Genomic DNA, 21,911 nt, shown 5'->3' with positions numbered 1-21,911 from the left:
AGGCGCTAGGCGCGTTTCTGCTTCGTGCGATTAAGCTGAGAAGAGCGCGCGCAAGTCAAGCAAAGCGAGGCGTGTGACGCGCGCAAGGCGCATCAGCGCAATTCGATGGTGCTCCAGCGCCGACGCGCGGTAGTATGCCGCCCATATTCCTTGACGAGAAAATGCGGGAGCGCGCGATGGAGCTGAAATTCTCAAAGGTCGAACGCAAGGGGCCGATCACGATCGTCACGCTGTCGCGTCCCGAGGTCTACAACGCGCTGCACACCGACGCGCATTTCGAGCTGCAGAAGGTATTCGACGATTTCTCCGCGGATGCCGAGCAGTGGGTCGCGATCGTCACCGGCGCCGGCGACAAGGCGTTCTGCGCCGGCAACGATCTGAAGTGGCAGGCGGCGGGGGGCAAGCGCGGTTGGGACAAGGACGGCTTTGCCGGCCTCACCGCGCGCTTCGACTGCGACAAGCCGATCATCGCTGCGGTGAACGGCGTTGCCATGGGCGGCGGCTTCGAGATTGCGCTCGCCTGTGACCTCATCATCGCCGCGGAGAATGCGACCTTCGCTCTGCCCGAGCCGCGCGTTGGACTAGCCGCACTCGCCGGCGGCCTGCACCGGCTGCCGCGGCAGATCGGCCTGAAGCGCGCCATGGGCATGATCCTCACCGCGCGCCACGTCAGCGCCAAGGAAGGTCATGAGCTCGGCTTCGTCAACGAGGTGGTGCCGCAGGGCGAGGCGCTGTCGGGCGCGCTGCGCTGGGCGGAGATGATCACCAAGAACTCGCCGATGTCGATCCGCGCCTCCAAGCAGGCGATCCAGAAGGGGCTCGGCGTGTCGCTGGAGCAGGCCATCGAGGAACAGCGGGAGTATCCGGCGGTGAAGGCGATGGTGGCCTCGCAGGACTACATCGAGGGCCCGAAGGCGTTCTCGGAGAAGCGGCCGCCGAAATGGGTGGGGAAGTGACCGCGCTTTGCGCGGTCATTCCGGGGCGCGCCGACAGGCTCGAGCCCGGAATCCATCGGGCGGCAGAACGCGCGGATCAATGGATTCCGGGCTCGTCGCTACGCGACGCCCCGAAATGACGGCAGCTTCGTAGGATGGGTAGAGCGCAGCGAAACCCATCAATGACGGGACAAGGTGTGAGATGATGGGTTTCGCTGCGCTCTACCCATCCTACGGATTGCGCCCGAGCTCGCGCTTGTACGACGCGTAGCTCGGCTGATCCACCGCGAGCTTGTCCATCGTCGTTTGCCACAGGTGCTCGGCGAGGCCCGGCGTTGCGAGGTCAACCTCGCCCTTGGCGATCCGGTCGGCAAGCGCGCGGTTGAGCTCGGTCACCGAGCCGTGGATACCGAGCAGCGCGCGCAGGCGCTCGACCTCCGCCGCATCGCTTCCCTCCTCCCGCGTCAGCTGCCGCGTCACGAGGTCGAGAATGTTGATGGCGACGCGCAGCTTGAAGGCCTGGTGGCCGGAGATCAGCGGCGTGATGTCGTTGCGCAAGAAATCGGCGACCGATTTGGTCAGCTCGATCGGGGTCGGTTCGTCCTGCATGCCTCAGCTCCCGCGCGGCGCCAACAGCCGCAACAGATCGATCTCGGTCTCGGAGGCGCGGCGGCCAATCATCGCGCGTTCCATGGAATGATCCGGCCCCTCGCGAAACCGCTGCATCATGCCGCCGCACATGATGCCCCAGCGCAGCGTCCCCATCACTTCCCAGAATTTGACGCGCGACGGATCGACCTTGCGGCCCGCGGCCTCATAGCCCGCGAACAGCTCTTCGCGCGAGCCAAAGCCGCCGACGGGCTTGTCGATCTCGCCGAAGCGCCAGGAGTTGACGCAGACCCAGCCGAGATCCTCCATGGGATCGCCGAGATGGGCAAGCTCCCAGTCGAGCACAGCGCGCACGCCATCGGCACCGATGATGAGATTGCCGTTGCGGAAATCGCCGTGCACCAGCGTGGTTTCGGTCGACGGGCCGGGATCGTGGTCGCGCAGCCAGCGCAGCGCCAGCTCGAACACGGGCTTTGGCCAGTTCAGGCTGCGATAGTCGCGCTCGAACTCGGAAATCTCCTGGGTCGCCGACCTGCCGCGAAGCTCGGGCAGCCTGTCCTTTGGCAGTCGATGCAGGCCAGCGAGAATGCCGCCGATCTGCCGCGCGAGATGGGGGCGCGCCGCCGCATATTCGTCATCGCGAAGAATCTTGCGCGCGATGGTCTCGCCTTCGATCCGTTGCATGATGAAGCCGGTCCCGAGATCATCTTCCGGCACAAGCACATGCATCACGCGCGGCGACGGTACGCCGGCCTCATAAGCGAGCTGCATCAGCTGCGCCTCAGCCGCAAGGCCCGCCGCGCGCGTCGGCGCTGCGCCATACCCCTTCGGCGAGCGGCGCAGGATCGCGCCGATCACGCCATCGGGATGCACGATGTCGAAGCGCCAGGTTTCCTGACTGGCGCCGCCGGACAATTTAGCCGCAGAGGTCGCGCTGGTCGCGCCCTTGCACCAGCGCTGGACGCTGCGGGAAAGCTCGACCTCGATCATTTGCCTTTGAACTGCGCGGGCCGCTTCTCCAGGAATGCGCCGACGCCCTCGCGGAAATCCTGGGTGTCGCCGGCGCGGAGCTGGCACTGGAATTCGAGGTTGAGCTGATCCTCGAAGGAATTTTCCGGGCTGTCCCAGTACAACTTGCGGATCAGCGACAGCGCGACCGTCGGACCGCTGGCGAGGTCGCGCGCGAGCTTCATCGCCTCCTCCATCAGCACGCCGTCATCATAGACGCGGTTGACGAGGCCCCATTCCAGCGCCTTCTCGGCCGGCAGCCGCTCGCCCATCAGCGACAATTCGATCGAACGGGCACGGCCAATGAGGCGCGGCAACAGCCAGGTCGAGCCGCAATCCGGCACGAGGCCGATGCGCCGGAAGGCCTGAAGGAAGTAAGAAGACCGCGCGCACAAGATCATGTCGCCGAGCAGCGCGAAGCTCATGCCGGCGCCGGCCGCCGGGCCGTTGACCGCCGTGACAATCGGGCAGTGCAGATTGCGGATGCGGCGCAGGAACGGGTGAAAGCCGGTCTCCAGCGTCAGGCCGGCCTTGGTCTTCTTCGACTGGTTGTTGCGCCCTTGCAGATTGGCGCCGGTGCAGAACGCGCGGCCCGCGCCGGTCAGCACCACGCAGCGCACCTCGTCCTTCTTCTCCTCGATCGTATCGAGCGCTTCGGCGAGCCCGCCCAGCATGTCCACGGAGACCGCGTTCATCACCTCCTGATGGTCGAGCCTGAGGATCGCGACCGAGCCATCGAAATCGAGCGTGACGTGTTTGAACTGCATGGCTTCCTCGTGAGTTGCGGCCTGCGTCAATTTCGCAGACCGGAATTGCTTTTGCCGGGGCGCATATTTGATTTTTGGCGCGGTCTTGTCCATGGTGATCAGAGCATAGCAAGCAATCTTGCGCGCAGCGGCTGATGCGCCGCATCCCAAGATGTCTCGCCCAAAAACAGGAAACGCGGCATGAACCTTTTCGACCTCTCCGGCCGCGTCGCCGTGATCACCGGCGGCAATGGCGGCATCGGCCTCGGCATCGCGCAGGCGCTCGCCGGCCAGGGCTGCAACGTCTCGATCTGGGGCCGCAATCCCGACAAGAACAAGGCTGCTGCCGCGAGCATGGCGGGGTTGTCAGGCAAGGTGGACAGCCGGGTCTGCGACGTCACTGACCCGGCTTCGGTCAATGCCGCGATGAAGGCGACGCTCGACATCTTCGGCCGCGTCGACGGCTGCTTCGCCAATGCCGGCATCGGCGGCGGCGGCCGGCGCTCCTTCATCGAGCGCACCGAAGAAGAATGGCGCACGATGTTTTCGACCAATCTCGACGGCGTGTTTCACGCCTTCCAGGCCGCGGCGAGACACATGACCGATCGTGCCAATGCCGGCGATCCCTTCGGCCGGCTGGTCGCGACCTCGAGCCTCGCCTCGATCTTCGGCACCGCGCGCAACGAGCATTATGCGGCAACCAAGGCCGCGATCAACGCGCTGGTGCGCGCGCTCGGCGTCGAGCTCGCCCGCCACGGCGTCACCGCGAACGCGATTCTTCCGGGCTGGATCAAGAGCGACATGACGTCGGGTCTCATGGCCAACGAGAAGTTCGTCGCCAACGTGATGCCCCGCATTCCGATGCGCCGCTTCGGCGAGGCATCCGATTTCGGCGGCATCGCGGTGTACCTGATGAGCAAGGCCTCGTCGTATCACACGGCGGACACGTTCGTGATCGACGGCGGCTATACCGCGTTTTGATTCTCGTAGGGTGGGCAAAGGCGCTCTTGCGCCGTGCCCACCGTTAGCATTTTCGAATGTCGTGGTGGGCACGCTGCGCTTTGCCCACCCTACGGCTTCTCGTTTTGTCAGCGCAGAAGGGAATGGGCAAATGTTCTCACACATCATGATCGGCACCAACGATCTCGACAAGGCCAAGACGTTCTACGACGACCTGCTGAGCACGCTCGAAGTGCGGCCGGCCAGGGTCGACGGTCACCGCATCTTCTACATCACCAAGACCGGCGTGTTCTCGGTGTCGAAGCCGATCAACGGCGAGCCGGCGACGTGCGCGAACGGTGGCACGATCGGCTTTGCCTGCAATTCGCCGGAGCAGGTCGACAAATGGCACGCAGCCGGTATCGCGGCCGGTGCCAAATCGATCGAGGATCCCCCGGGCGTCCGCCAGGGTCCGGGCGGCAAGCTCTATCTCGCATACTTGCGCGATCTCGACGGCAACAAGATCTGCGCGATGCATCGGATGCCGAACTAGCCACACATCCAGTGTCGTCCCCGCGAAAGCGGGGACCCATAACCACAGGGAGAAATGAGGGCACGACGCTCTCAACTCCGAGTCATCGCCAAACCACTCCCTGTGGCATCGCGACGAGCGCCAAGCGCTCGCGCGGAGGTCCCGGATCTGCGCTTCGCTTGTCCGGGACGACACCGGCGAGGGAGCGCCGCCCTCCACGCCATTCAAACAACATTTCAAACGCCCTCGCCATATTCCATCGCATGGCAAGACTCCGCGTGAAAAATGCGCGCTCGCACTTTGGCCGCGCTGCGACTATTCTTGCGCCCAGAACGAACGCAGCGTCCCCGGGAGGAACAATGACAAAACACACCTACATTCCCCGCACCACCAACTACACCCTCAATCCCGGCGACGAGCTCAACGACCTCCGCATGTCGGACCAGGTCCGGCCGCTCTACGACCACGTCAAGAAATTCATCCGCGACACCGTCGAGCCGATGTCGATCGAGTTCGCCAAGGCCGGTGAAGGCAAGGAGGATCGCTGGAGCTTCACGCCGAAGCAGCTCGAGGTGCTGGAAAAGGCCAAGAACAAGGCCAAGCAGGAAGGCCTCTGGAACTTCTTCCTGCCCGATGACGAGACCGGCCAGGGCCTGAAGAATCTCGACTACGCCTATATCGCCTCGGAGCTCGGCAAGAGCCCGCTGGCGTCCGAGAGCATGAATTGCTCGGCGCCCGACACCGGCAACATGGAGGTGCTGGAGCGCGTCGGCACCAAGGAGCAGAAGGAGAAGTGGCTGAAGCCGCTGCTGAACGGCGAGATCCGCTCGGCCTATGTCATGACCGAGCCGAACGTCGCCTCCTCCGACGCCAAGAACATCTCGACGACGGCAAAGCTCGTCGGCGACGAATGGGTGATCAACGGCGAGAAGTATTACATCTCCGGCGTCGGCGATCCCCGCTGCAAGATCCTGATCGTGATGGTGAAGACCAATCCGGACGCGGCGCCCAGCAAGCAGCAGTCGCAGATCCTGGTGCCGCGCGACACGCCCGGCGTCGAGGTGCTCGGTCCCATGTATGTGTTCGGCCAGGACCACGCCCCGCGCGGCCACATGCACATGCGCTTCAACAATGTCCGCGTGCCCAAGGAGAACATGCTGCTCGGCGAAGGTCGCGGTTTCGAGATCTCGCAGCTCCGCCTCGGCCCCGGCCGCATCCATCACTGCATGCGCACCATCGGCAAGGCCGAGAAGGCGCTGGATCTGATGGTGCAGCGTGGCCTCACCCGCGAAGCCTTCGGCAAGAAGATCGCCCATCTCGGCGGCAACATGCAGATCATCGCCCAGGCGCGCTGCGAGATCGAGGCGATGCGGCTGATGGTGCTGAAGGCGGCCAAGGCGATGGACGTGCTCGGCAACAAGGAGGCCCGCGTCTGGGTCTCCATGGTCAAGGCCATGGTGCCCGAGCGCGCCTGCAAGATCATCGACCAGGCCATCCAGATGCACGGCGCCACCGGCATCTCGCACTGGACCCCGCTCGCGGAGATGTATCAGGACGTGCGCCACCTGCGCTTCGCGGATGGTCCGGACGAGGTGCACTGGATGGTGGTCGGCCGCCACGAGCTGAGCATGGCGTGAACTATCTTCTCCCTCTCCCCGTTCTTACGGGGAGAGGGTTGGGGTGAGGGGCTCTCTCCACACGTGAGATTGTCGAGGGACCTGTACCCCCTCACCCGGATCGCAAGAGCGATCCGACCTCTCCCCGCAAGCGGGGCGAGGTGAAGTGTGCACCGTCCTATGACGCGACGGCCTCGACCTTATCCTGCGTCTTAGTCTCGAAATCGCTGGCATCATGCCGCTCGTGGAGCTGGCTAGCGGGATCGCCGGAGACGCGGTTGACCATGCGGCCGCGCTTCACGGCGGGGCGCTGCGCGATCTGGTCGGTCCAGCGCTGCACGTTCTTGTAGTCCTGCACCGAGAGGAATTCGCCGGCGCCATAGACCAGCCCCTTGGCGAGCGCGCCGTACCAGGGCCACACCGCCATGTCGGCGATCGTATACTCCTTGCCCGCGAGATAGTCGTTGTCGGCAAGGCGCCGGTCCAGCACGTCGAGCTGGCGCTTGGTCTCCATCGCGAAACGGTCGATGGCGTATTCGATCTTGGTCGGCGCATAGGCGTAGAAATGGCCAAAGCCGCCGCCGAGATAGGGCGCGCTGCCCATCTGCCAGAACAGCCAGGACATCGCCTCGGTGCGGCTCTTGATATCCTTCGGCAGGAAGGCACCGAACTTTTCCGCGAGATAGAGCAGGATCGAGCCGGACTCGAACACCCGGATCGGCTCCCGACCGGAGCGGTCCATCAGCGCCGGAATCTTCGAGTTCGGGTTGATGTCGACGAAGCCGCTGCCGAACTGGTCGCCGTTGCCAATTCTGATCAGCCAGGCGTCGTATTCGGCCCCATTGTGGCCGAGCGCCAGAAGTTCCTCCAGCATCACCGTGACCTTCACCCCGTTCGGCGTCGCCAGCGAATAGAGCTGGAAGGGATGCTTGCCGACCGGCAGCTCCTTGTCGTGGGTGGGACCGGCGATCGGGCGGTTGATGCTGGCGAACTGCCCGCCATTTTCCTTGTTCCAGGTCCAGACCTTGGGCGGCACGTAGGCGGGGGTATCGGTCATGCGGGGGGCTCCGGCGGGGAAAGATGCGCCTGCATTAATTGGCCCGGGAACGGCCAATAACAAGGGTACCCAGCGCATTGACCGGCGGGACAACGCTACTTTTTCGTATGGCATCCCCTCACCCGTCATTCCGGGGCGCCCGCAGGGCGAGCCCGGAATCCATCAAGCCTCAGGATTGCTCTGAAAAATGGATTCCGGGTTCTCGCTGACGCGAGCCCCGGAATGACGGCCCACCCAGGACGCCGGGGCCAGCGGGTAGGGCGCGACGTCTACACACAAGATGCCCTGCCGAATCCGGCATGTCATCGATCGGCTAGCGTCACCTTGCTTCGCGAGCGAAAGCAATGAGAACGCGACGGTTGCCGCTGGGGGAGAGAGCCATGAAATCGCCGATCTGCGACATGCTGGGCATCGAGTTCCCGCTACTGGCCTTCAGCCATTGCCGCGATGTCGTCGCCGCCGTCAGCCGCGCCGGCGGCTTCGGTGTGCTCGGCGCCACCGTGCACACGCCCGATACGCTCGAGCGCGAGCTGAAATGGATCGACGACCACGTCGACGGCAAGCCATATGGCATCGACGTGCTCATTCCCGAAAACATTTCGACCTCAGGCGAGAAGGACGTCACCTGGAAGAGCCTGGAAGCGCGCGTGCCGCAGGAACATCGCACCTATACGCGCGAGCTCCTGAAGAAGTACGACATCGAGTTGACTTCCACGGAGGTGGCGGCCGATCAGCCGCAGCCGTTCGACGGAAAGACGGCGCTGCAATTGCTCGAAGTGTCCTTCAATCATCCGATCCGGCTGATCGCCAATGCGCTGGGCGTGCCGCCGAAGGCGATGATCGAGATGGGCAAGAAGCACGGCGTGCCGGTCGCAGCGCTCGTCGGCGCCAAGGAGCATGCGCTGCGCCAGGTTGCGGCCGGCGTCGATATCCTCGTGGTGCAGGGCACCGAGGCCGGCGGCCATTGCGGCGAGGTCTCGACCATGGTGCTGGTCCCCGAGGTGATCAAGGCGATCAAGCCCATCCGCGACGTGCCGGTGCTGGCGGCCGGCGGCATCATGACGGGACGGCAGATGGCGGCCTGCATGGCGATGGGCGCGGCCGGCGCCTGGACCGGTTCGGTGTGGCTTGCGACGGTGGAAGCCGAGACCACGGAGATTTTTCGCGAGAAGATGATCGCGGCCTCTTCCCGTGATGCAGTCCGCTCGAAAGGCCGTACCGGCAAGCCGGCGCGCCAGCTCCGCTCGGTCTGGACCGATGCCTGGGACCGCGCGCCGGACAGCCCCGGCGCGCTGCCGATGCCGCTGCAAAGCATCGTCAGCCGCGATGCCTTCAACTCGATCGACCGCGCCGCCGCGAGCGGCAATGCCAAGGCGCGCGATCTCGTCAGCTATTTCGTCGGCCAGGGCGTCGGCCTGATCGACAGCGTGAAGTCGGCGGGCGCCGTGGTGCAGGAGTTCAAGGAAGATTTCGCCGAAGCCGTCGAGCACATGAACGCGCTGGTGGCGGAGTGATGGCTCTTGGCCGGCATGGTGCTCGTGGCCCATCCTTCGAGGCTCGCGGCGCGATGCTAGCGCATCGTGCCACTCGCACCTCAGGATGACGCCGTATCCGTAGCCGTCATCCTGAGGTGGCCGCTTCTTCAGCGGCCCTCGAAGGACGACGGCGTGCCCCAAGATTTAAAACGAAAAGCAAGAAAACATGACCAATACCCCCGAAGACCGCATCCCCGTCATCGTCGGCATCGGCGAGATCGTCGATCGTCCGAAAGACATCACCGACGGCCTCGAGCCGCTCGATCTGCTCGAGCAAGCGCTGCGGCGGGCCGAAGCTGACGCTAGCGCAAAGCTGCTGGGCGAGGTGCAGTCGCTCGACGTCGTCAACTTCCTGAGCTGGCGCTACCGCGATCCGGAGAAGCTGTTGGCTGGGCGCCTCGGCATCACGCCGTCCCATTGCTATTACGGCCCGGTCGGCGGCGAGAGCCCGATCCGCTACATCCACGAGGCCGCCAAGCGCATCGCGCGCGGCGAATGCACCGTGGCAGCCGTGTGCGGTGCCGAGGCGCAGTCGACCGCGACCAAAGCCGAGCGCACTGGTGCAAAGCTGCCGTGGACGCCGTTCGCCCATGACGTCGAGGAGCCCAAGCGCGGCGCAGCATTCCAGAAGCCGCTCGCCGTGAAGTTAGGGGTGTTCCGGCCCGTCACGGTCTATCCGTTCTATGAGGCGGCTTCCTCCGCGCATTGGGGCCAGACGCCGCGCGAGGCGATGGCGGAATCAGGCACGCTGTGGTCGCGCTATTCCGAAGCCGCCGCGCAAAATCCCAATGCCTGGCTGAAGCGGCGCTATGCACCCGAGGAGATCACGACGCCGACCGCAGACAATCGGCTGATCGCCTGGCCCTACAACAAGCTCATGGTCGCCAACCCCAGCGTCAACATGGGCGGTGCGCTGCTGCTCACGAGCCTTGCCAAGGCACGTGCGCTCGGTATCGCGGAGAACAAGCTGGTCTATCCGCTCGGCGGCGCCTCGGCGGAGGAGCCGCGCGACTATCTGTTGCGCGATCAGTTCTACGAGAGTCATCCGCAGAACGCGGTGCTGAAAGCGGTGACTGATCTCGCCGGCGGCGACGGCAAGTCGTTCGACGCCATCGAGCTCTATAGTTGCTTCCCCTGCGTGCCCAAAATGGCGCGGCGAACGCTCGGGCTCGGCGCCGACGTGCAGCCGACCGTGACCGGCGGCCTCACCTTCTTCGGCGCCCCGCTCAACACCTACATGACGCACGCGGCCTGCGCGATGGTGCGGCGTGTGCGCGACGGCGCAAAACTCGGCCTGCTCTACGGCCAGGGCGGTTTTGTTACCAAGCACCACGCGCTGGTGGTGGCGAAGGCGCCGCCGCGTGAGGCGTTGGCGCAGGAGACCAGTGTGCAGACCGAAGCCGACCGCAACAAGCGCGCGGTGCCGGAGTTCGTTGCCGACGTCTCGGGCAAGGGCCAGGTCGAGAGCTTCACGGTGCTCTATGGCCGTGGCGGTGAGGTCGAGCACGGCGTGGTGATGCTGCGGACGGAAGATGATAGGCGCACGCTGGCGCGGATTCCGGCGAACGATGCGACGACGCTGGCGCATCTGCTGAACATGGATCGTACGCCGGTGGGATCGCTCGGCGAGATCGCCATGGCTGCGGACGGCGTGCCGGAGTGGCGGGTGGCGTGATCTCTCGTGTCCCGGACGCGGTGCGGCGCGAAGTGCCGCTCCGCAGAGCCGGGACCCAGAAAGCGACACTGTACTTTGAGGAGAGATGGGCCCCGGCTCTGCAGCGCATCACTGCGTGCTGCGCTGCGTCCGGGGCACGAGACCGCCCTACCCCTTCGGCGCCTGCTTCTCCGACGCGGTCGCCGGCTTGGCCTTGGCGCCGACCACGCGCACTGCATCGCCGTCCGACAACCCGTCCGGCGGGGCCGTGATGACGCGATCGTCCGCGGCGATCCCCGAGGCGAGCTCGATCTCGCGGCCGAGGTCGCGGGCGATGGTCACCGGCTTGAACAGCACCTTGTCATCAGTCCCGACGGTCGCGACGCGCAGGCCGTTGCTGTTGAAGATCAACGCGCTGGCGGGGATGCTGAGCGGGGCGGAATCGCGCTGGAGGTTGAGCTTCACGCTGGCATAGCCGCCGGGCATCAGCTCTCCGTTCGAATTGTCGAGCCCGAGCTGCATGCGCGTGGTGCCGGAGGCGACGTCGACGGCTTGCGAGGACGCCTCGACCGTCGCCTGGAACGTCCGGTTCGGATACTCCGGCAACGCGATGGTGGCCTTGGCGCCGATCTTGATCGCCGGCACGTAGTTCTGGGGCACGTTGACGTAGACACGCAGCTTGGTGATGTCGGAGATCACGAACATCGCCGGGCCGGAGCCGCCGCCGGCATTGATCAGCGCGCCGACGTCGGTGTCGCGCGCGGTGACGACGCCGTCGAACGGCGCGGTGATCTTCTTGTAGCCGGCCAGCGCTTCCAGCCGCTCGACATTGGCCTTGCCCGAATTGACGGCCGCGTTCTTGTTGGAGAGATCGGCGGTGCGCTCGTCGATCTCCTGCGCGGAGACGAAGTTGGAGGCGACCAGCGTCTTGCGCCGGTTCAGCGTCGCCTCCGACAGCCTGGCGCTGGCCTGCTGGCTGGCGAGGTCGGCTCTAGCCTGCAGCAGCTGCTGATCGAGGTCCGGCGCCTCGATCTCGGCGATCACCTGACCGGCCTTGACGCGGGCGCCGATGTCGGCGCTCCAGCTCTTCAGATAGCCCGACACGCGGGCGAAGATCGGTGCGCGATAATAGGCTTCCAGCCGGCCCGGCAGATCGATGGTGGCGTTGAGCGCCTTGGCGCTGGGCTGGGTCACCGCGACGCTGGGAACGGCCTGATCATCGGTCCATTCCTTCAACTGGGAGCTCTGCTCCTCGCGGGCGCGGATGCCGGTGCCGACGACGAGGCCCGCCGCGATCAGCGCCACCACGCCGAAGATGCCCAGTTTCCGGTGCGACACCGGCGAGCGGGGTTCAGTGGGCGACATGCGGGGTCTCCAGTGGGGCGGCGGCTTTGGCGCCTTGTTTCTTGTGGACCATGCTGAATACCACGGGAACGAACATCAGCGTGGCAAAGGTTGCAAAGATCAGGCCGCCGATCACGGCGCGGCCGAGCGGCGCATTCTGCTCGCCGCCCTCGCCCAGACCCAGCGCCATCGGCGCCATGCCGATGATCATGGCGAGCGCGGTCATCAGCACCGGGCGGAACCGGACGAAGCCGGCTTCCAGCGCCGCGGCGACGGGATCGCCGAGCTCCTCGTAGCGTTCGCGCGCGAAGGAGATCACGAGCACGCTGTTGGCGGTGGCAACGCCCATGCACATGATGGCGCCGGTGAGTGCGGGGACCGACAGCGTGGTCCCGGTCGCGAACAGCATCCAGACGATGCCGGCGAGCGCGGCCGGCAGCGCCGTGATGATCACGAACGGATCGGACCAGGACTGGAAGTTCACGACGATCAGGAAATAGATCAGCACGACGGCACCGAGCAGACCGAACAGGAGGCCGGTGAAGGCGCTGTTCATGGTCTGCACCTGGCCGAGCAGCACCACGGAAGAGCCCTTCGGCACCTCCTTGGCAGTGTCGGCGATCACCTTTCGGATATCGGCGGCGACGGCGCCGAGATCGCGGCCCGAGGTCGTTGCGAAGATCTGCACCATCGACTGGATGTCGTATTGCGAGACGACCGCGCTCGACGTCGAACGCTTGATGTCGGCGATGCCGCCGAGGATCGGCGACTGCGCATTGCCGGCGGCGGTGATCGGCAGCGTCTGCAGCGCGCTGAGCGAATCGATCTGGTATTGCGGCGTCTGCATCACGATCGAATAGGACACGCCGTTGTCGGGGTTGAGGTAGTAGGTCGGCGCCACCTGCGAGGAGCCGGCGAGATTGACCACGAGGCTGTTGGTGACGTCGCGCTCGGTCAGGCCGACATATTGCGCGCGGGTGCGGTCGACATCGATGTTGAAGGTCGGCGCGTTCGGCGACTGCTGGATCCGGGCATCGGCAACGCCGGGAATCCTGCGGACCTTGGCCAGCAGATTGTTGGCGTAGACAAAATTGGCACCGAGATTGGCGCCGCGGATCTGCAGGTCGATCGGCGCCGGCGCGCCGAAGTTCAGGATCTGGCTGACGATGTCGGCGGGAAGGAACGCGAAGCTGACGCCGGGGAACAGTCGCGGCAGCTGCTCGCGCAGCACCTTCACGTGCTCCTCGGTCGGCTTGTGGCCTTCCTTCAACTTGATCTGGATGTCGCCGTCCTGCGGGCCGATCACGCCGGTGTTGTTGTAGGTCATGTTGATGCCGGAGATCGGCATACCGATGTTGTCGGTCATGGTCTCGATCTCGCCCGGAATCAGCTTGCGGACCGCCTTCTGCACGTCGGCCAGCTGGTTGGCGGTCTCCTCGACGCGGGTGCCGACCTGGGTGCGGACATGCATCAGGATGTTGCCGGCATCGACCGCGGGAAAGAAATTGCGGCCGAGGAACGGCACCAGCGCGAAGGATATGCCGACCACGCAGAGGAAGCCGATCACGAACACCGCGCGATGCGCCAGCGCGAGGCCGAGGAAGCCATGGTAGCCGCCGCGGATGCGCTCGAACCGTGCCTCGAAGCCGCGCTGGAACCAGACGAGAGGATTGCGCGATTTCGGCGGCCCGCCTTCGTGATGGACATGCGCCTGCAGCAGATAGTTCGCCATGGTCGGCACCAGCGTGCGCGACAGGATGAACGACCAGATCATCGCGAACATCACCGCTTCCGCCATCGGCACGAACAGGAAGCGCGCGACGCCCGAGAGGAAGAACATCGGCACGAACACGATGCAGATGCACAGCAGCGACACGAAGGCCGGCGTCACGATCTGGTTGGCGCCGTCGAGGATCGACTGCTCGACCGGCTTGCCCTGCTCCAGATGGTAGTTGATGTTCTCGATCGTGACGGTGGCGTCGTCGACGAGGATGCCGACCGCGAGTGCGAGCCCGCCGAGCGTCATGATGTTCAGCGTCTCGCCGATCGCCGACAGCATGATGATGGCGCCCAGCACCGACAGCGGGATCGAGACCGCGATGATGATGGTCGAGCGCCAGCTGCCGAGGAACAGCAGGATCATGACGCTGGTGAGCAGCGCCGCGATCACCCCCTCGATCGCGACGCCTTGAATCGCGCCGCGGACGAACACCGACTGGTCGCCAATGAAGCCGATCTTGAGCGCGTCGGGGAGCTGGTCCTTGACGTCGATGACCTTCTGCTTGATGCCGGCGATGATGTCGAGCGTCGAGGTCGCGCCCGCCTTCAGCACCATCATCAGCACCGAGCGGTTACCGTCGACATGGACGATGTTGGTCTGCGGCGGATTGCCGTCGCGTACGGTGGCGACGTCGCGCACATAGACCATGGCGCCATTGACGGTCTTGATCGGGAGGTTGCCGAGTTCGTCGATCTTCAGTGGCGAGTTGTTGAGCTGGATGTTGTACTCGAACTGGCCGATCTTCTGGGTGCCGACCGGCGTGATCAGGTTCTGGGCGGCGAGCGCATTGGCGACGTCCTGGCCGGACAGGCCGCGGGCCTGCAGCGCGGTGGGATCGAGGTCGATCTGGACCTGGCGCTGCTTGCCGCCGAATGGATAGGGGATCGCCGCGCCCGGCACGGTGACCAGCGGCGTGCGCAGATTGTTGATGCCGATGTCGGCGAGGTTCTGCTCGGTGAGGCCATCGCCCGACAGCGCCACCTGGATGATCGGCACGGTGGAGGCGGAGTAGTTCAGGATCAGGGGCGGCGTCGCGCCCGGCGGCATCTGCTTGATCAGCGTCTGCGAGATCGCGGTGACCTGCGCGTTGGCGGTGCGGATGTCGACGTTGGGCTGGAAGAAGATCTTGATGATGCCAAAGCCGTTGTAGGAATTGGCCGTGATGTGCTCGATGTCGTTGACCGTGGTCGTCAGCGCCCGCTGGAACGGCGTGGTGATGCGGCCGGACATCTGGTCCGGCGGCAGGCCGGTGTACTGCCAGACCACGCCGATCACGGGAATGCGGATGTCCGGAAAGATGTCGGTCGGGGTCCGCAGCGCCGCGAGCGGTCCGATGATCAGCAGCAGAAGCGCGAGCACGACGAACGTATAGGGCCGGCTCAAGGCAATACGGACCAGAGCAATCATGCGCCAGGAAAATCCAGGTCAAGGAGGATACGGAATCTGCCCCCACGGCGATCCCTATTCCCCTTTACCCGAGCACCGCCGGAAACGCTAATAACCAGAACTATCCTGCATTCACTTCCCTGCTACCGCACTGCGAAATCGACATCGCAGCTATGCGGCGGCCTGTCTCAGGCGGCGCGGACCGCGTTCAGGAACTTGCCGACCTCAAGCTTGAGGCGATTGGAATCGCGCGAGAGCATCTGCGCCGCCGACAGCACTTGCGAGGACGACGCGCCGGTCTCGGCGGCGCCCCGCTCGACCTCGCCGACATTGGACGAGGCCTGCTGCGCACCTTTGGCCGCCTGCTGCACGTTTCGTGTGATCTCCTGCGTCGCCGCACCCTGCTCCTCCACCGCCGCGGCAATGGCCGCAGCGATTTCGGACAGCCGCGCGATGGTGCCGCCGATGTCGCGGATCGCCGCGACGGATTCCTGGGTCGCCGACTGGATGCCGGTGATCTGCTGCGCGATCTCACCGGTCGCCTTCGCGGTCTGCGCGGCGAGGGCCTTGACCTCGGAAGCCACCACCGCGAAGCCGCGACCGGACTCGCCGGCCCTCGCCGCCTCGATCGTTGCGTTGAGCGCGAGGAGATTGGTCTGCCCCGCGATCTGGTCGATCAGTTCGACGACGTCGCCGATCTTCGCGACCGCTCGCGACAATCCGTCGATATGCCCGTCGGTCAGCCGTACCTGGTCGACGGCTTCGTTGGCCATTCGCGCCGAATCCTGCACCCGGCGGCTGATCTCGTTGACGGAGGACGACAACTGCTCGGTCGCGGACGCGACCGACTGAACGTTTGCGGAGGCTTCCTGCGAACCGTCGGCGACGGTGACGGCGAGCTCCTGCGCCCGCGCGGCCGTCACGTTCATCGCACCGGCGGAGGCTTCCAGCTCGGTCGACGCCGAACTCACCGCGTCCACGATCTCGCCGACTGCAGTCTCGAACTGACCGGCAAGCCGGTGCATGTCGGCACGGCGCTGTTCGGCCGCGATCTGGTCCTGCCTGATCTTGGCGTCCGCGACCTCATGCGCCTTCTGCTCGGCCTTGACCTTGAACGTCTCCACCGCGTGGGCCATGTCGCCCACCTCGTCCTTGCGGCCAAGCCCGGGGAGAACCACTGCGAAATTGCCGCCGGCCAATTCGTCCATCGCGGCCGTCAGTGCCGCAAGCGGACGCACGATCCTTGAAACCGCGATCCAGAAGCTCAGCAATGTGAGGCCGAGGCTCGCAAGCAGGATTGCAGCACTGATGATCAGGTTGGAGGCGCTCGCCTTCGCCTGTTCGGCAGCCTCCGTATCCGCCGCCGCGCCGATTGCGCCCGCCAGTCCGAGAATGGAATTGATGGCCGTCGTCGCGCGGCCCACATAGTCGTGGCCGCTGATCTTGTATTCGCCGCTCGGACCTGCGGCGAGGATTTCGGCACGCAGTGCGCCATAGGTCTGAAAGTAATCCTCATTCACCGACTTGATGGCCCGCGCGAGCGCCGCCGGAACGTCGGTGCGGTCGGCGATCGGGGCGACCGTCTCCCAGGCGAGCTCCACGTGGCCGCGGAAGGTCGCGATCCGGCCGATGCCGTCCGCGGCGAGCTTCGCGTGCGAACTGATCAACCCGCCGAGAAGCGCACGTTCGCGCCCGGCGTTCTCTGCCATCTCCGCTGTCAGGTGCCGGAGGCCGACGAGGCGTGCCATGGCGGCCGAAGGCGAACTGGTCAGCGTTTCCAGCGTCAGGCGCAGTCTGTTGGCCGCGACCTCGATCAGATCGGTGATCGCCGGGGCAAAGGCCTTGACCACCTCGGCGTCCCGCTCCGACCCAGGCTTGGCCAGATTCGCATCGACCCTGCGGCGCAGGCTCTCGAAGCTTTGGAATGCCCGTTCGGCTTCCGAGATGCGTTGTTCGGCGCCCTTCATCGCCGTGACGCCACGCAAGCGCTGCACAGCATCGCGGAAGGCCCGATCCGACGTCGCGCGCACAGCGTCGATTTCGGAGCGGCGATCGGCCGGAAGCACCTCGGGCGAATTCAACGCCGCATTGGTCATGCCGCGCTCCTTCGCCCATTGCCCGGCGCTGTGCAACAACGATTGCGAAATGCCGTTGAGACCGACGAAGATCTCGGCCTCCTGACGGTCGTGGTAGGCGTGAATGGCCGTGTAGCCGGTGGCCGCCACTCCCATCAAGGCAAGCGCCGAAATGATGACCGGTAGGACCGTGCCAATTCTGAGATGCACCGCTGGCTTCCTTTTCCCGAGCGCCGCTTCCTCCGAATGGAGGGATCGACCCCCACGAGAGATATAAGAAGCCTGCAACGCGATGTTGTCTCACGTCAAAGTGCGGTCTCGCTGCCGGGGGCGCCACCGCATATGCTTATCAAAACGTTGCCCGCGACAACGCGCGATGCAACGCTGCGGCGTCGTGCTCCCCTCAGGCAGCGCGGACGGAGTTGAGGAACTTGCCGACCTCGAGCTTGAGCCGATTGGAATCGCGGGACAGCATCTGCGCCGCTGACAGCACCTGCGAGGACGCCGAGCCGGTTTCGGAGGCGCCGCGCTGGACGTCGCCGACATTGGACGAGACCTGTTGGGTGCCCTGGGCGGCCTGCTGAACGTTGCGGGCAATCTCCTGGGTGGCCGCGCCCTGTTGCTCCACGGCCGCGGCGATCGCCGCAGCAATCTCCGACAGGCGCGCGATGGTGCCGCTGATCTCGCCGATCGCGCTGACCGAATCCTGTGTCGCCGCCTGAATGCCGCCGACCTGCTGGCCGATCTCGCCGGTGGCCTTGGCCGTCTGCTCGGCGAGCGCCTTGACCTCGGAAGCCACGACGGCGAAGCCGCGGCCGGCCTCGCCGGCCCGTGCTGCCTCGATCGTGGCATTGAGCGCCAGCAAATTGGTCTGGCCGGCGATCGCATTGATGAGCTCGACGACGTCACCGATCCGCGACGCGGCCCGCGACAATTCGCTGACGCGCTCGGTGGTGGCCTGTGCCTGGCTGACCGCCTCACCTGCGATCCGGGAGGAGTCCTGCACCTGACGGCCGATCTCGCGCACCGAGGACGACATCTCTTCGGCGGCCGATGCCACCGAGTGGACATTGGTGGACGCTGCTTCCGAGCCGGATGCCACCACTGTGGCCAGCTCCTGCGCCCGGCCCGCGGTTGAGGACAGGGTCGAGGCCGACGCCTCGAGCTCGGTTGCGGCCGACGACACGGTCTCGACGATCTCGCCGATCGCGGCCTCGAAGCCGTCGGCGAGCTTGGTCATGTCGGATTTGCGCTGCGTCTCGGCACGACGCTGCACTGCCTGCACCTCGTCGCGGCTGAAGCGGATGATGGTCTGCACGGTCTGAAGGTTGCGCAGCGCCTCGCCGATCTCGTCGTCGCGCTCGATCACGATGCGGTTGTCGAGCTTGTCCTGCACGAGGTTGACCAGGGTGTCGTTGAGCTGCTGCATCGGCCCCTGGATCGCACGCATGGTTGCAAGGCCAGCGAAACCGACGACGGCGGCGCCAACGACGGCCAGCGCCGACAGCATCAGGCTGGCCGACCCGCCGGAAGCGAGCGCGCCGCCGCTGCCGAGCGCGAGCATGAACAGCGCCTGGAGCGCCATGGTCGTGACGAGGCGCGCCTTCAGCGTGCCGGTAAAGACACTGAAGCGGTCGAGCCACGAGCGACGACGGATGATGCCGGCGTCGACGCGATAGCCGTGCGGCTTCTTCTCGCGGATCGCGGCGTAGACCTCCTCGGCGAGCTTGCGCTGATCGGCCGGCAGTTTTGTGCGGATCGAGGTGTAACCCTTGACCTGGCCGTTCTCCCGGATCGGCGAAGCCGTCGCCAGCACCCAGTAGAAGTCGCCGTTCTTGCGGCGGTTCTTCACCGCGCCGAGCCACGGCTTGCCGGCCTTCAGCGTGTCCCAGAGATTGTCGAACGCCTCCGGCGGCATGTCGGGGTGGCGGACGATATTGTGCGGCTGGCCCATCAGCTCGGCCGATGTGAACCCGGCCGCGGCGAGGAAGTCTTCGTTGAAGTAGGTGAGCTTGCCCTTGAGATCGGTCCGCGAAACGATCAGCGTCTCGTCGCTGACCGGATATTCGACATCAGTGACCGGAAAATTCTTGCGCATCGGGGCCCCCAGCAGACCGCTCTCAGGATGAAATCATTCCAATCGGGACCCGCCATGCACGAGGCTCCGCTCTCTCAACCTTCGTGAATCCGATTTAACCATCGATGAAACGGCCCGCCCGTAAGATTACGGCCAGTTCCCGAGATGACCGCCTGCGGCCGATCTCATGCTGCCCGGCAAGACAAACGAGCGGCGCTTTCGGCGCCGCCCGTGGTTTTGATCGGGCGAAGGTTTACGCCGCGCGGACGTTGGTCAGGAACCTGCTGACCTCGTTCTTCAGCCGGCCCGAGTCGTTCGACAGCATTTGCGCCGCCGACAGCACTTGTGAGGAGGCCGTGCCGGTCTCGGTCGCGCCGCGCTGCACGTCGGTGATGTTGGAGGAGACCTGCTGGGTGCCTTGCGCGGCCTGCTGCACGTTGCGGGCGATCTCCTGGGTCGCGGCGCCCTGCTCTTCCACCGCCGCTGCGATCGCCGACGAGATCTCCGAGAGGCGCTCGATGGTCGAGGAAATCTCCTTGATGGCGCCGACCGAGTCGTTGGTCGCCGCCTGGATGCCGGAGATCTGCTGGCCGATTTCACCGGTCGCCTTCGCGGTCTGCTCGGCGAGCGCCTTCACCTCGGAAGCCACCACGGCAAAGCCGCGGCCGGCCTCGCCGGCACGTGCCGCCTCGATGGTCGCGTTCAGCGCCAGCAGGTTGGTCTGGCCGGCGATGGTGTTGATCAGTTCGACGACGTCGCCGATGCGGGACGCCGCCTTGGAAAGCTCGCTGACGCGCTCGGTGGTGGCACGGGCCTGGCCGACGGCATCGCCCGCCATCCGCGCCGATTCCTGCACCTGACGGCTGATCTCGCCGACCGACGAAGCCATCTCCTCGGTCGCCGAGGCCACCGACTGCACGTTACCAGATGCCTGGTCGGACGCGGTGGCGACGACGGAGGCGAGCTCTTGCGCCCGCTCGGCGGTCGAGCTCAGCGATCCGGCCGAGCTTTCCAGCGCGCCGGACGCGGCGGACACCGTTTCCACGATACCGCCCACCTGCGCTTCGAAGCTGTCGGCCAGCTCGTTCATGGTGCGCTTGCGTTCGCGATCGGCAGCGGCCTGGTCCTGGGCGCGCTGCTCGATGCTGCGCTTGATGTCGTCCTGCATCGAGCTCAGCGACGTCGCGAGCCTGCCGACCTCGTCGGCCTGATCGATCTTGAGCTGCTGGTTGAAGTCGCCCTTGGCGATGCCGTCGGCGAAATTGGCGCAGTCCTGGATCGGCCGCGCGATCTTTCGTGCAGCGAACGAGATCAGGAAGATCGCCGCCAGCACGATGACGAGGCCGACACCGAGCTGCCAGAACGTGCTCGACGTCGCACGGGCACTGAGCGAGGCATCCAGCTGCCGTGCGGACGCCAGCACGACCTCGCGCGGGACCGAGATCACGACCGACCACGCATTCTCGGTGAGCCCGAAGCGGATCGGCGCATAGATATCGATGTTGGCGAACTTCGGATCGTCCTGCACCGCGCTCTTGCCGGCCTTGACGATGGCGAGGCTCTCGCTCCAGCGCGGATCGGCTGCCGAAGCGTTCTTGCCGATCACGTCCTGATTGGCGCTGTTGGCCACGATCAGGCCGGTGTCGTTGAGGATCGCGACCTTGCCCTTGCCCTCGAACAGCGAGGCATTGATCTTGAGGGCCAGCTTCTGCACGAAGTCGAGATTGTAGTCGGCGCCGGCAACGCCGCGGAACTTGCCGCCGATCATGACCGGCACCGACATGGTCGCCAGGAAGACGGCCTTGCCCTGCACGATATAGGGCAGCGGACCGAGGATGTTCTCCTTACCCGTCGTGTTCGGATTGATGTACCAGGCGCCCTTCACCAGACCGTTGGGATGCCGCTCGCCGCTGTCGTACTCGACCAGCGGCTGAACCGCGATGTCGCCGTTGGCATTGCGCGTCCAATAGGGCAGGAACCGGCCGGTATTGTCCGATCCGACCTCCTTGCGGCCCTTGAACGCCGCGTCATCGCCATCCAGCGCGCCGGGCTCCCAGGCCGAGTAGGTGCCGTTGAAGGCAGGATTGAGCTCGAGCACGTGGCGGAGCAGCGCGTTGAACTGAGCGCGCCGGGCTGCGATGGGGGTGCCGGTCTTCTCGTCTGCCAGCGTCGCGAACGCATGCGCGATGGTGCGCGCGGCATCGAATCCGACCTCCAGCTCGGCCTTGATGGCGCTGGCTTCAGTGGTAGCGCGGTTGGTCAGGCTTTCCTTGGTCTGATTGTCGACCAGCTGCATGACCTCGTGGGTCACGTACTGGTTCATGCTCTGCGTGGAGAAGAGGCCGTAGCCGATCAGCACGACGCAGGTGACCGCGAGGCAGAGGCCGGCGATCAGGGCAATCTTCAATTGGATGGAGCGAATGGCAGAGAACGAAAACAGCTTCACGATGGGCCTCCGAAATGCTGCAAGGAGTTAAAGTTCCCCGCGTTCGGAACCCGTAAAGATTTGGAACCGTATGACCCACGTGAAAAATAAGTCCGGGGCCGGGCGGTGCGCCAAAAGCAAAGAGCGGCGCCGATGACGCCGCTCTTGCGTAGTCTGATACCTGTCCGGAAGG

15 protein-coding genes are annotated in these 21,911 nt (G+C 65.4%); 6 read left to right on the top strand and 9 right to left on the bottom strand.

Annotated elements, in window-relative coordinates; all coding sequences use genetic code 11:
• Nucleotides 1-176: 176 nt before the first annotated feature.
• Nucleotides 177-956, top strand: a complete 780-nt coding sequence (locus AABA84_RS30760; protein ID WP_338313997.1) for an enoyl-CoA hydratase-related protein — start codon at nt 177-179, stop codon at nt 954-956.
• Nucleotides 957-1,166: 210 nt separating this feature from the next.
• Here AABA84_RS30760 and AABA84_RS30755 read toward each other — a convergent pair whose 3' ends face one another.
• From AABA84_RS30755 to AABA84_RS30745, 3 genes are read right to left on the bottom strand one after another with little or no spacing between them, the layout of a single operon-like run.
• The gene (locus AABA84_RS30755) at nt 1,167-1,544 is read right to left on the bottom strand and encodes a DUF6285 domain-containing protein (RefSeq protein WP_338313996.1); all 378 of its coding nucleotides are present in this window, start codon (nt 1,542-1,544) and stop codon (nt 1,167-1,169) included.
• A gap of 3 nt (nt 1,545-1,547) precedes the next feature.
• Nucleotides 1,548-2,534 carry a phosphotransferase family protein gene (locus AABA84_RS30750; protein WP_338313995.1) on the bottom strand — a complete coding sequence of 329 codons (987 nt, stop codon included), beginning with the start codon at nt 2,532-2,534 and terminating at the stop codon, nt 1,548-1,550.
• Nucleotides 2,531-3,319 carry an enoyl-CoA hydratase/isomerase gene (locus tag AABA84_RS30745; RefSeq protein WP_212253809.1) on the bottom strand — a complete coding sequence of 263 codons (789 nt, stop codon included), beginning with the start codon at nt 3,317-3,319 and terminating at the stop codon, nt 2,531-2,533. Before AABA84_RS30745 ends, AABA84_RS30750 begins: the two co-directional genes overlap by 4 nt.
• A gap of 180 nt (nt 3,320-3,499) precedes the next feature.
• Between AABA84_RS30745 and AABA84_RS30740 the strand changes: the two genes are divergently transcribed.
• From AABA84_RS30740 to AABA84_RS30730, 3 genes are all read left to right on the top strand, one after another.
• A complete protein-coding gene (locus AABA84_RS30740; RefSeq protein ID WP_338313994.1) occupies nt 3,500-4,279 on the top strand; it encodes an SDR family NAD(P)-dependent oxidoreductase in 780 nt (259 codons plus the stop codon).
• A gap of 130 nt (nt 4,280-4,409) precedes the next feature.
• Nucleotides 4,410-4,790 carry a VOC family protein gene (locus AABA84_RS30735; RefSeq protein WP_212253807.1) on the top strand — a complete coding sequence of 127 codons (381 nt, stop codon included), beginning with the start codon at nt 4,410-4,412 and terminating at the stop codon, nt 4,788-4,790.
• A gap of 338 nt (nt 4,791-5,128) precedes the next feature.
• On the top strand, nt 5,129-6,406 hold the full coding sequence (locus AABA84_RS30730) for an acyl-CoA dehydrogenase family protein (protein WP_028143270.1): 1,278 nt from the start codon (nt 5,129-5,131) through the stop codon (nt 6,404-6,406).
• Between the two features lie 157 nt (nt 6,407-6,563).
• Here AABA84_RS30730 and yghU read toward each other — a convergent pair whose 3' ends face one another.
• The gene (gene yghU, locus AABA84_RS30725) at nt 6,564-7,442 is read right to left on the bottom strand and encodes a glutathione-dependent disulfide-bond oxidoreductase (RefSeq protein ID WP_338313993.1); all 879 of its coding nucleotides are present in this window, start codon (nt 7,440-7,442) and stop codon (nt 6,564-6,566) included.
• 380 nt (nt 7,443-7,822) lie between these two features.
• Here yghU and AABA84_RS30720 point away from each other — a divergent pair, with 380 nt between their 5' ends.
• Both AABA84_RS30720 and AABA84_RS30715 read left to right on the top strand, forming a co-directional pair.
• Entirely contained in the window at nt 7,823-8,956 is a 1,134-nt protein-coding gene (locus tag AABA84_RS30720) for a nitronate monooxygenase (RefSeq protein WP_338313992.1), read from the top strand.
• Nucleotides 8,957-9,143: 187 nt separating this feature from the next.
• Complete coding sequence (locus tag AABA84_RS30715) at nt 9,144-10,652, top strand: acetyl-CoA acetyltransferase (protein ID WP_338313991.1); 1,509 nt, start codon at nt 9,144-9,146, stop codon at nt 10,650-10,652.
• Nucleotides 10,653-10,799: 147 nt separating this feature from the next.
• Here AABA84_RS30715 and AABA84_RS30710 read toward each other — a convergent pair whose 3' ends face one another.
• The 5 genes from AABA84_RS30710 to AABA84_RS30690 all read right to left on the bottom strand — a co-directional run bounded on the left by AABA84_RS30710 (nt 10,800) and on the right by AABA84_RS30690 (nt 21,739).
• Nucleotides 10,800-11,996, bottom strand: a complete 1,197-nt coding sequence (locus AABA84_RS30710) for an efflux RND transporter periplasmic adaptor subunit (protein ID WP_338313990.1) — start codon at nt 11,994-11,996, stop codon at nt 10,800-10,802.
• A complete protein-coding gene (locus tag AABA84_RS30705) occupies nt 11,983-15,162 on the bottom strand; it encodes an efflux RND transporter permease subunit (RefSeq protein ID WP_338313989.1) in 3,180 nt (1,059 codons plus the stop codon). The genes AABA84_RS30710 and AABA84_RS30705 overlap by 14 nt, the downstream gene beginning before the upstream one ends.
• A gap of 167 nt (nt 15,163-15,329) precedes the next feature.
• The gene (locus tag AABA84_RS30700) at nt 15,330-17,426 is read right to left on the bottom strand and encodes a methyl-accepting chemotaxis protein (RefSeq protein WP_338313988.1); all 2,097 of its coding nucleotides are present in this window, start codon (nt 17,424-17,426) and stop codon (nt 15,330-15,332) included.
• A gap of 193 nt (nt 17,427-17,619) precedes the next feature.
• On the bottom strand, nt 17,620-19,314 hold the full coding sequence (locus tag AABA84_RS30695; protein WP_338313987.1) for a methyl-accepting chemotaxis protein: 1,695 nt from the start codon (nt 19,312-19,314) through the stop codon (nt 17,620-17,622).
• Between the two features lie 232 nt (nt 19,315-19,546).
• Nucleotides 19,547-21,739 carry a methyl-accepting chemotaxis protein gene (locus tag AABA84_RS30690; protein WP_338313986.1) on the bottom strand — a complete coding sequence of 731 codons (2,193 nt, stop codon included), beginning with the start codon at nt 21,737-21,739 and terminating at the stop codon, nt 19,547-19,549.
• Nucleotides 21,740-21,911: the final 172 nt, after the last annotated feature.

This window comes from Bradyrhizobium sp. TM239 (genome assembly GCF_036247985.1).
Taxonomy (GTDB): domain Bacteria; phylum Pseudomonadota; class Alphaproteobacteria; order Rhizobiales; family Xanthobacteraceae; genus Bradyrhizobium; species Bradyrhizobium ottawaense.
Note: the sequence above shows the minus strand (reverse complement) of the source record. Positions and strands in the feature narration are given on the sequence as shown.

Excerpts from the sequence above, each read along its gene's own strand:
- AABA84_RS30730 (WP_028143270.1), top strand. The coding sequence starts at position 5,129 with ATGACAAAACACACCTACATTCCCCGCACCACCAACTACACCCTCAAT.
- AABA84_RS30745 (WP_212253809.1), bottom strand. The coding sequence starts at position 3,319 with ATGCAGTTCAAACACGTCACGCTCGATTTCGATGGCTCGGTCGCGATC.
- AABA84_RS30710 (WP_338313990.1), bottom strand. The coding sequence starts at position 11,996 with ATGTCGCCCACTGAACCCCGCTCGCCGGTGTCGCACCGGAAACTGGGC.
- AABA84_RS30705 (WP_338313989.1), bottom strand. The coding sequence starts at position 15,162 with ATGATTGCTCTGGTCCGTATTGCCTTGAGCCGGCCCTATACGTTCGTC.
- AABA84_RS30735 (WP_212253807.1), top strand. The coding sequence starts at position 4,410 with ATGTTCTCACACATCATGATCGGCACCAACGATCTCGACAAGGCCAAG.
- AABA84_RS30760 (WP_338313997.1), top strand. The coding sequence starts at position 177 with ATGGAGCTGAAATTCTCAAAGGTCGAACGCAAGGGGCCGATCACGATC.
- AABA84_RS30695 (WP_338313987.1), bottom strand. The coding sequence starts at position 19,314 with ATGCGCAAGAATTTTCCGGTCACTGATGTCGAATATCCGGTCAGCGAC.
- AABA84_RS30740 (WP_338313994.1), top strand. The coding sequence starts at position 3,500 with ATGAACCTTTTCGACCTCTCCGGCCGCGTCGCCGTGATCACCGGCGGC.
- AABA84_RS30755 (WP_338313996.1), bottom strand. The coding sequence starts at position 1,544 with ATGCAGGACGAACCGACCCCGATCGAGCTGACCAAATCGGTCGCCGAT.
- AABA84_RS30715 (WP_338313991.1), top strand. The coding sequence starts at position 9,144 with ATGACCAATACCCCCGAAGACCGCATCCCCGTCATCGTCGGCATCGGC.
- yghU (WP_338313993.1), bottom strand. The coding sequence starts at position 7,442 with ATGACCGATACCCCCGCCTACGTGCCGCCCAAGGTCTGGACCTGGAAC.
- AABA84_RS30720 (WP_338313992.1), top strand. The coding sequence starts at position 7,823 with ATGAAATCGCCGATCTGCGACATGCTGGGCATCGAGTTCCCGCTACTG.
- AABA84_RS30750 (WP_338313995.1), bottom strand. The coding sequence starts at position 2,534 with ATGATCGAGGTCGAGCTTTCCCGCAGCGTCCAGCGCTGGTGCAAGGGC.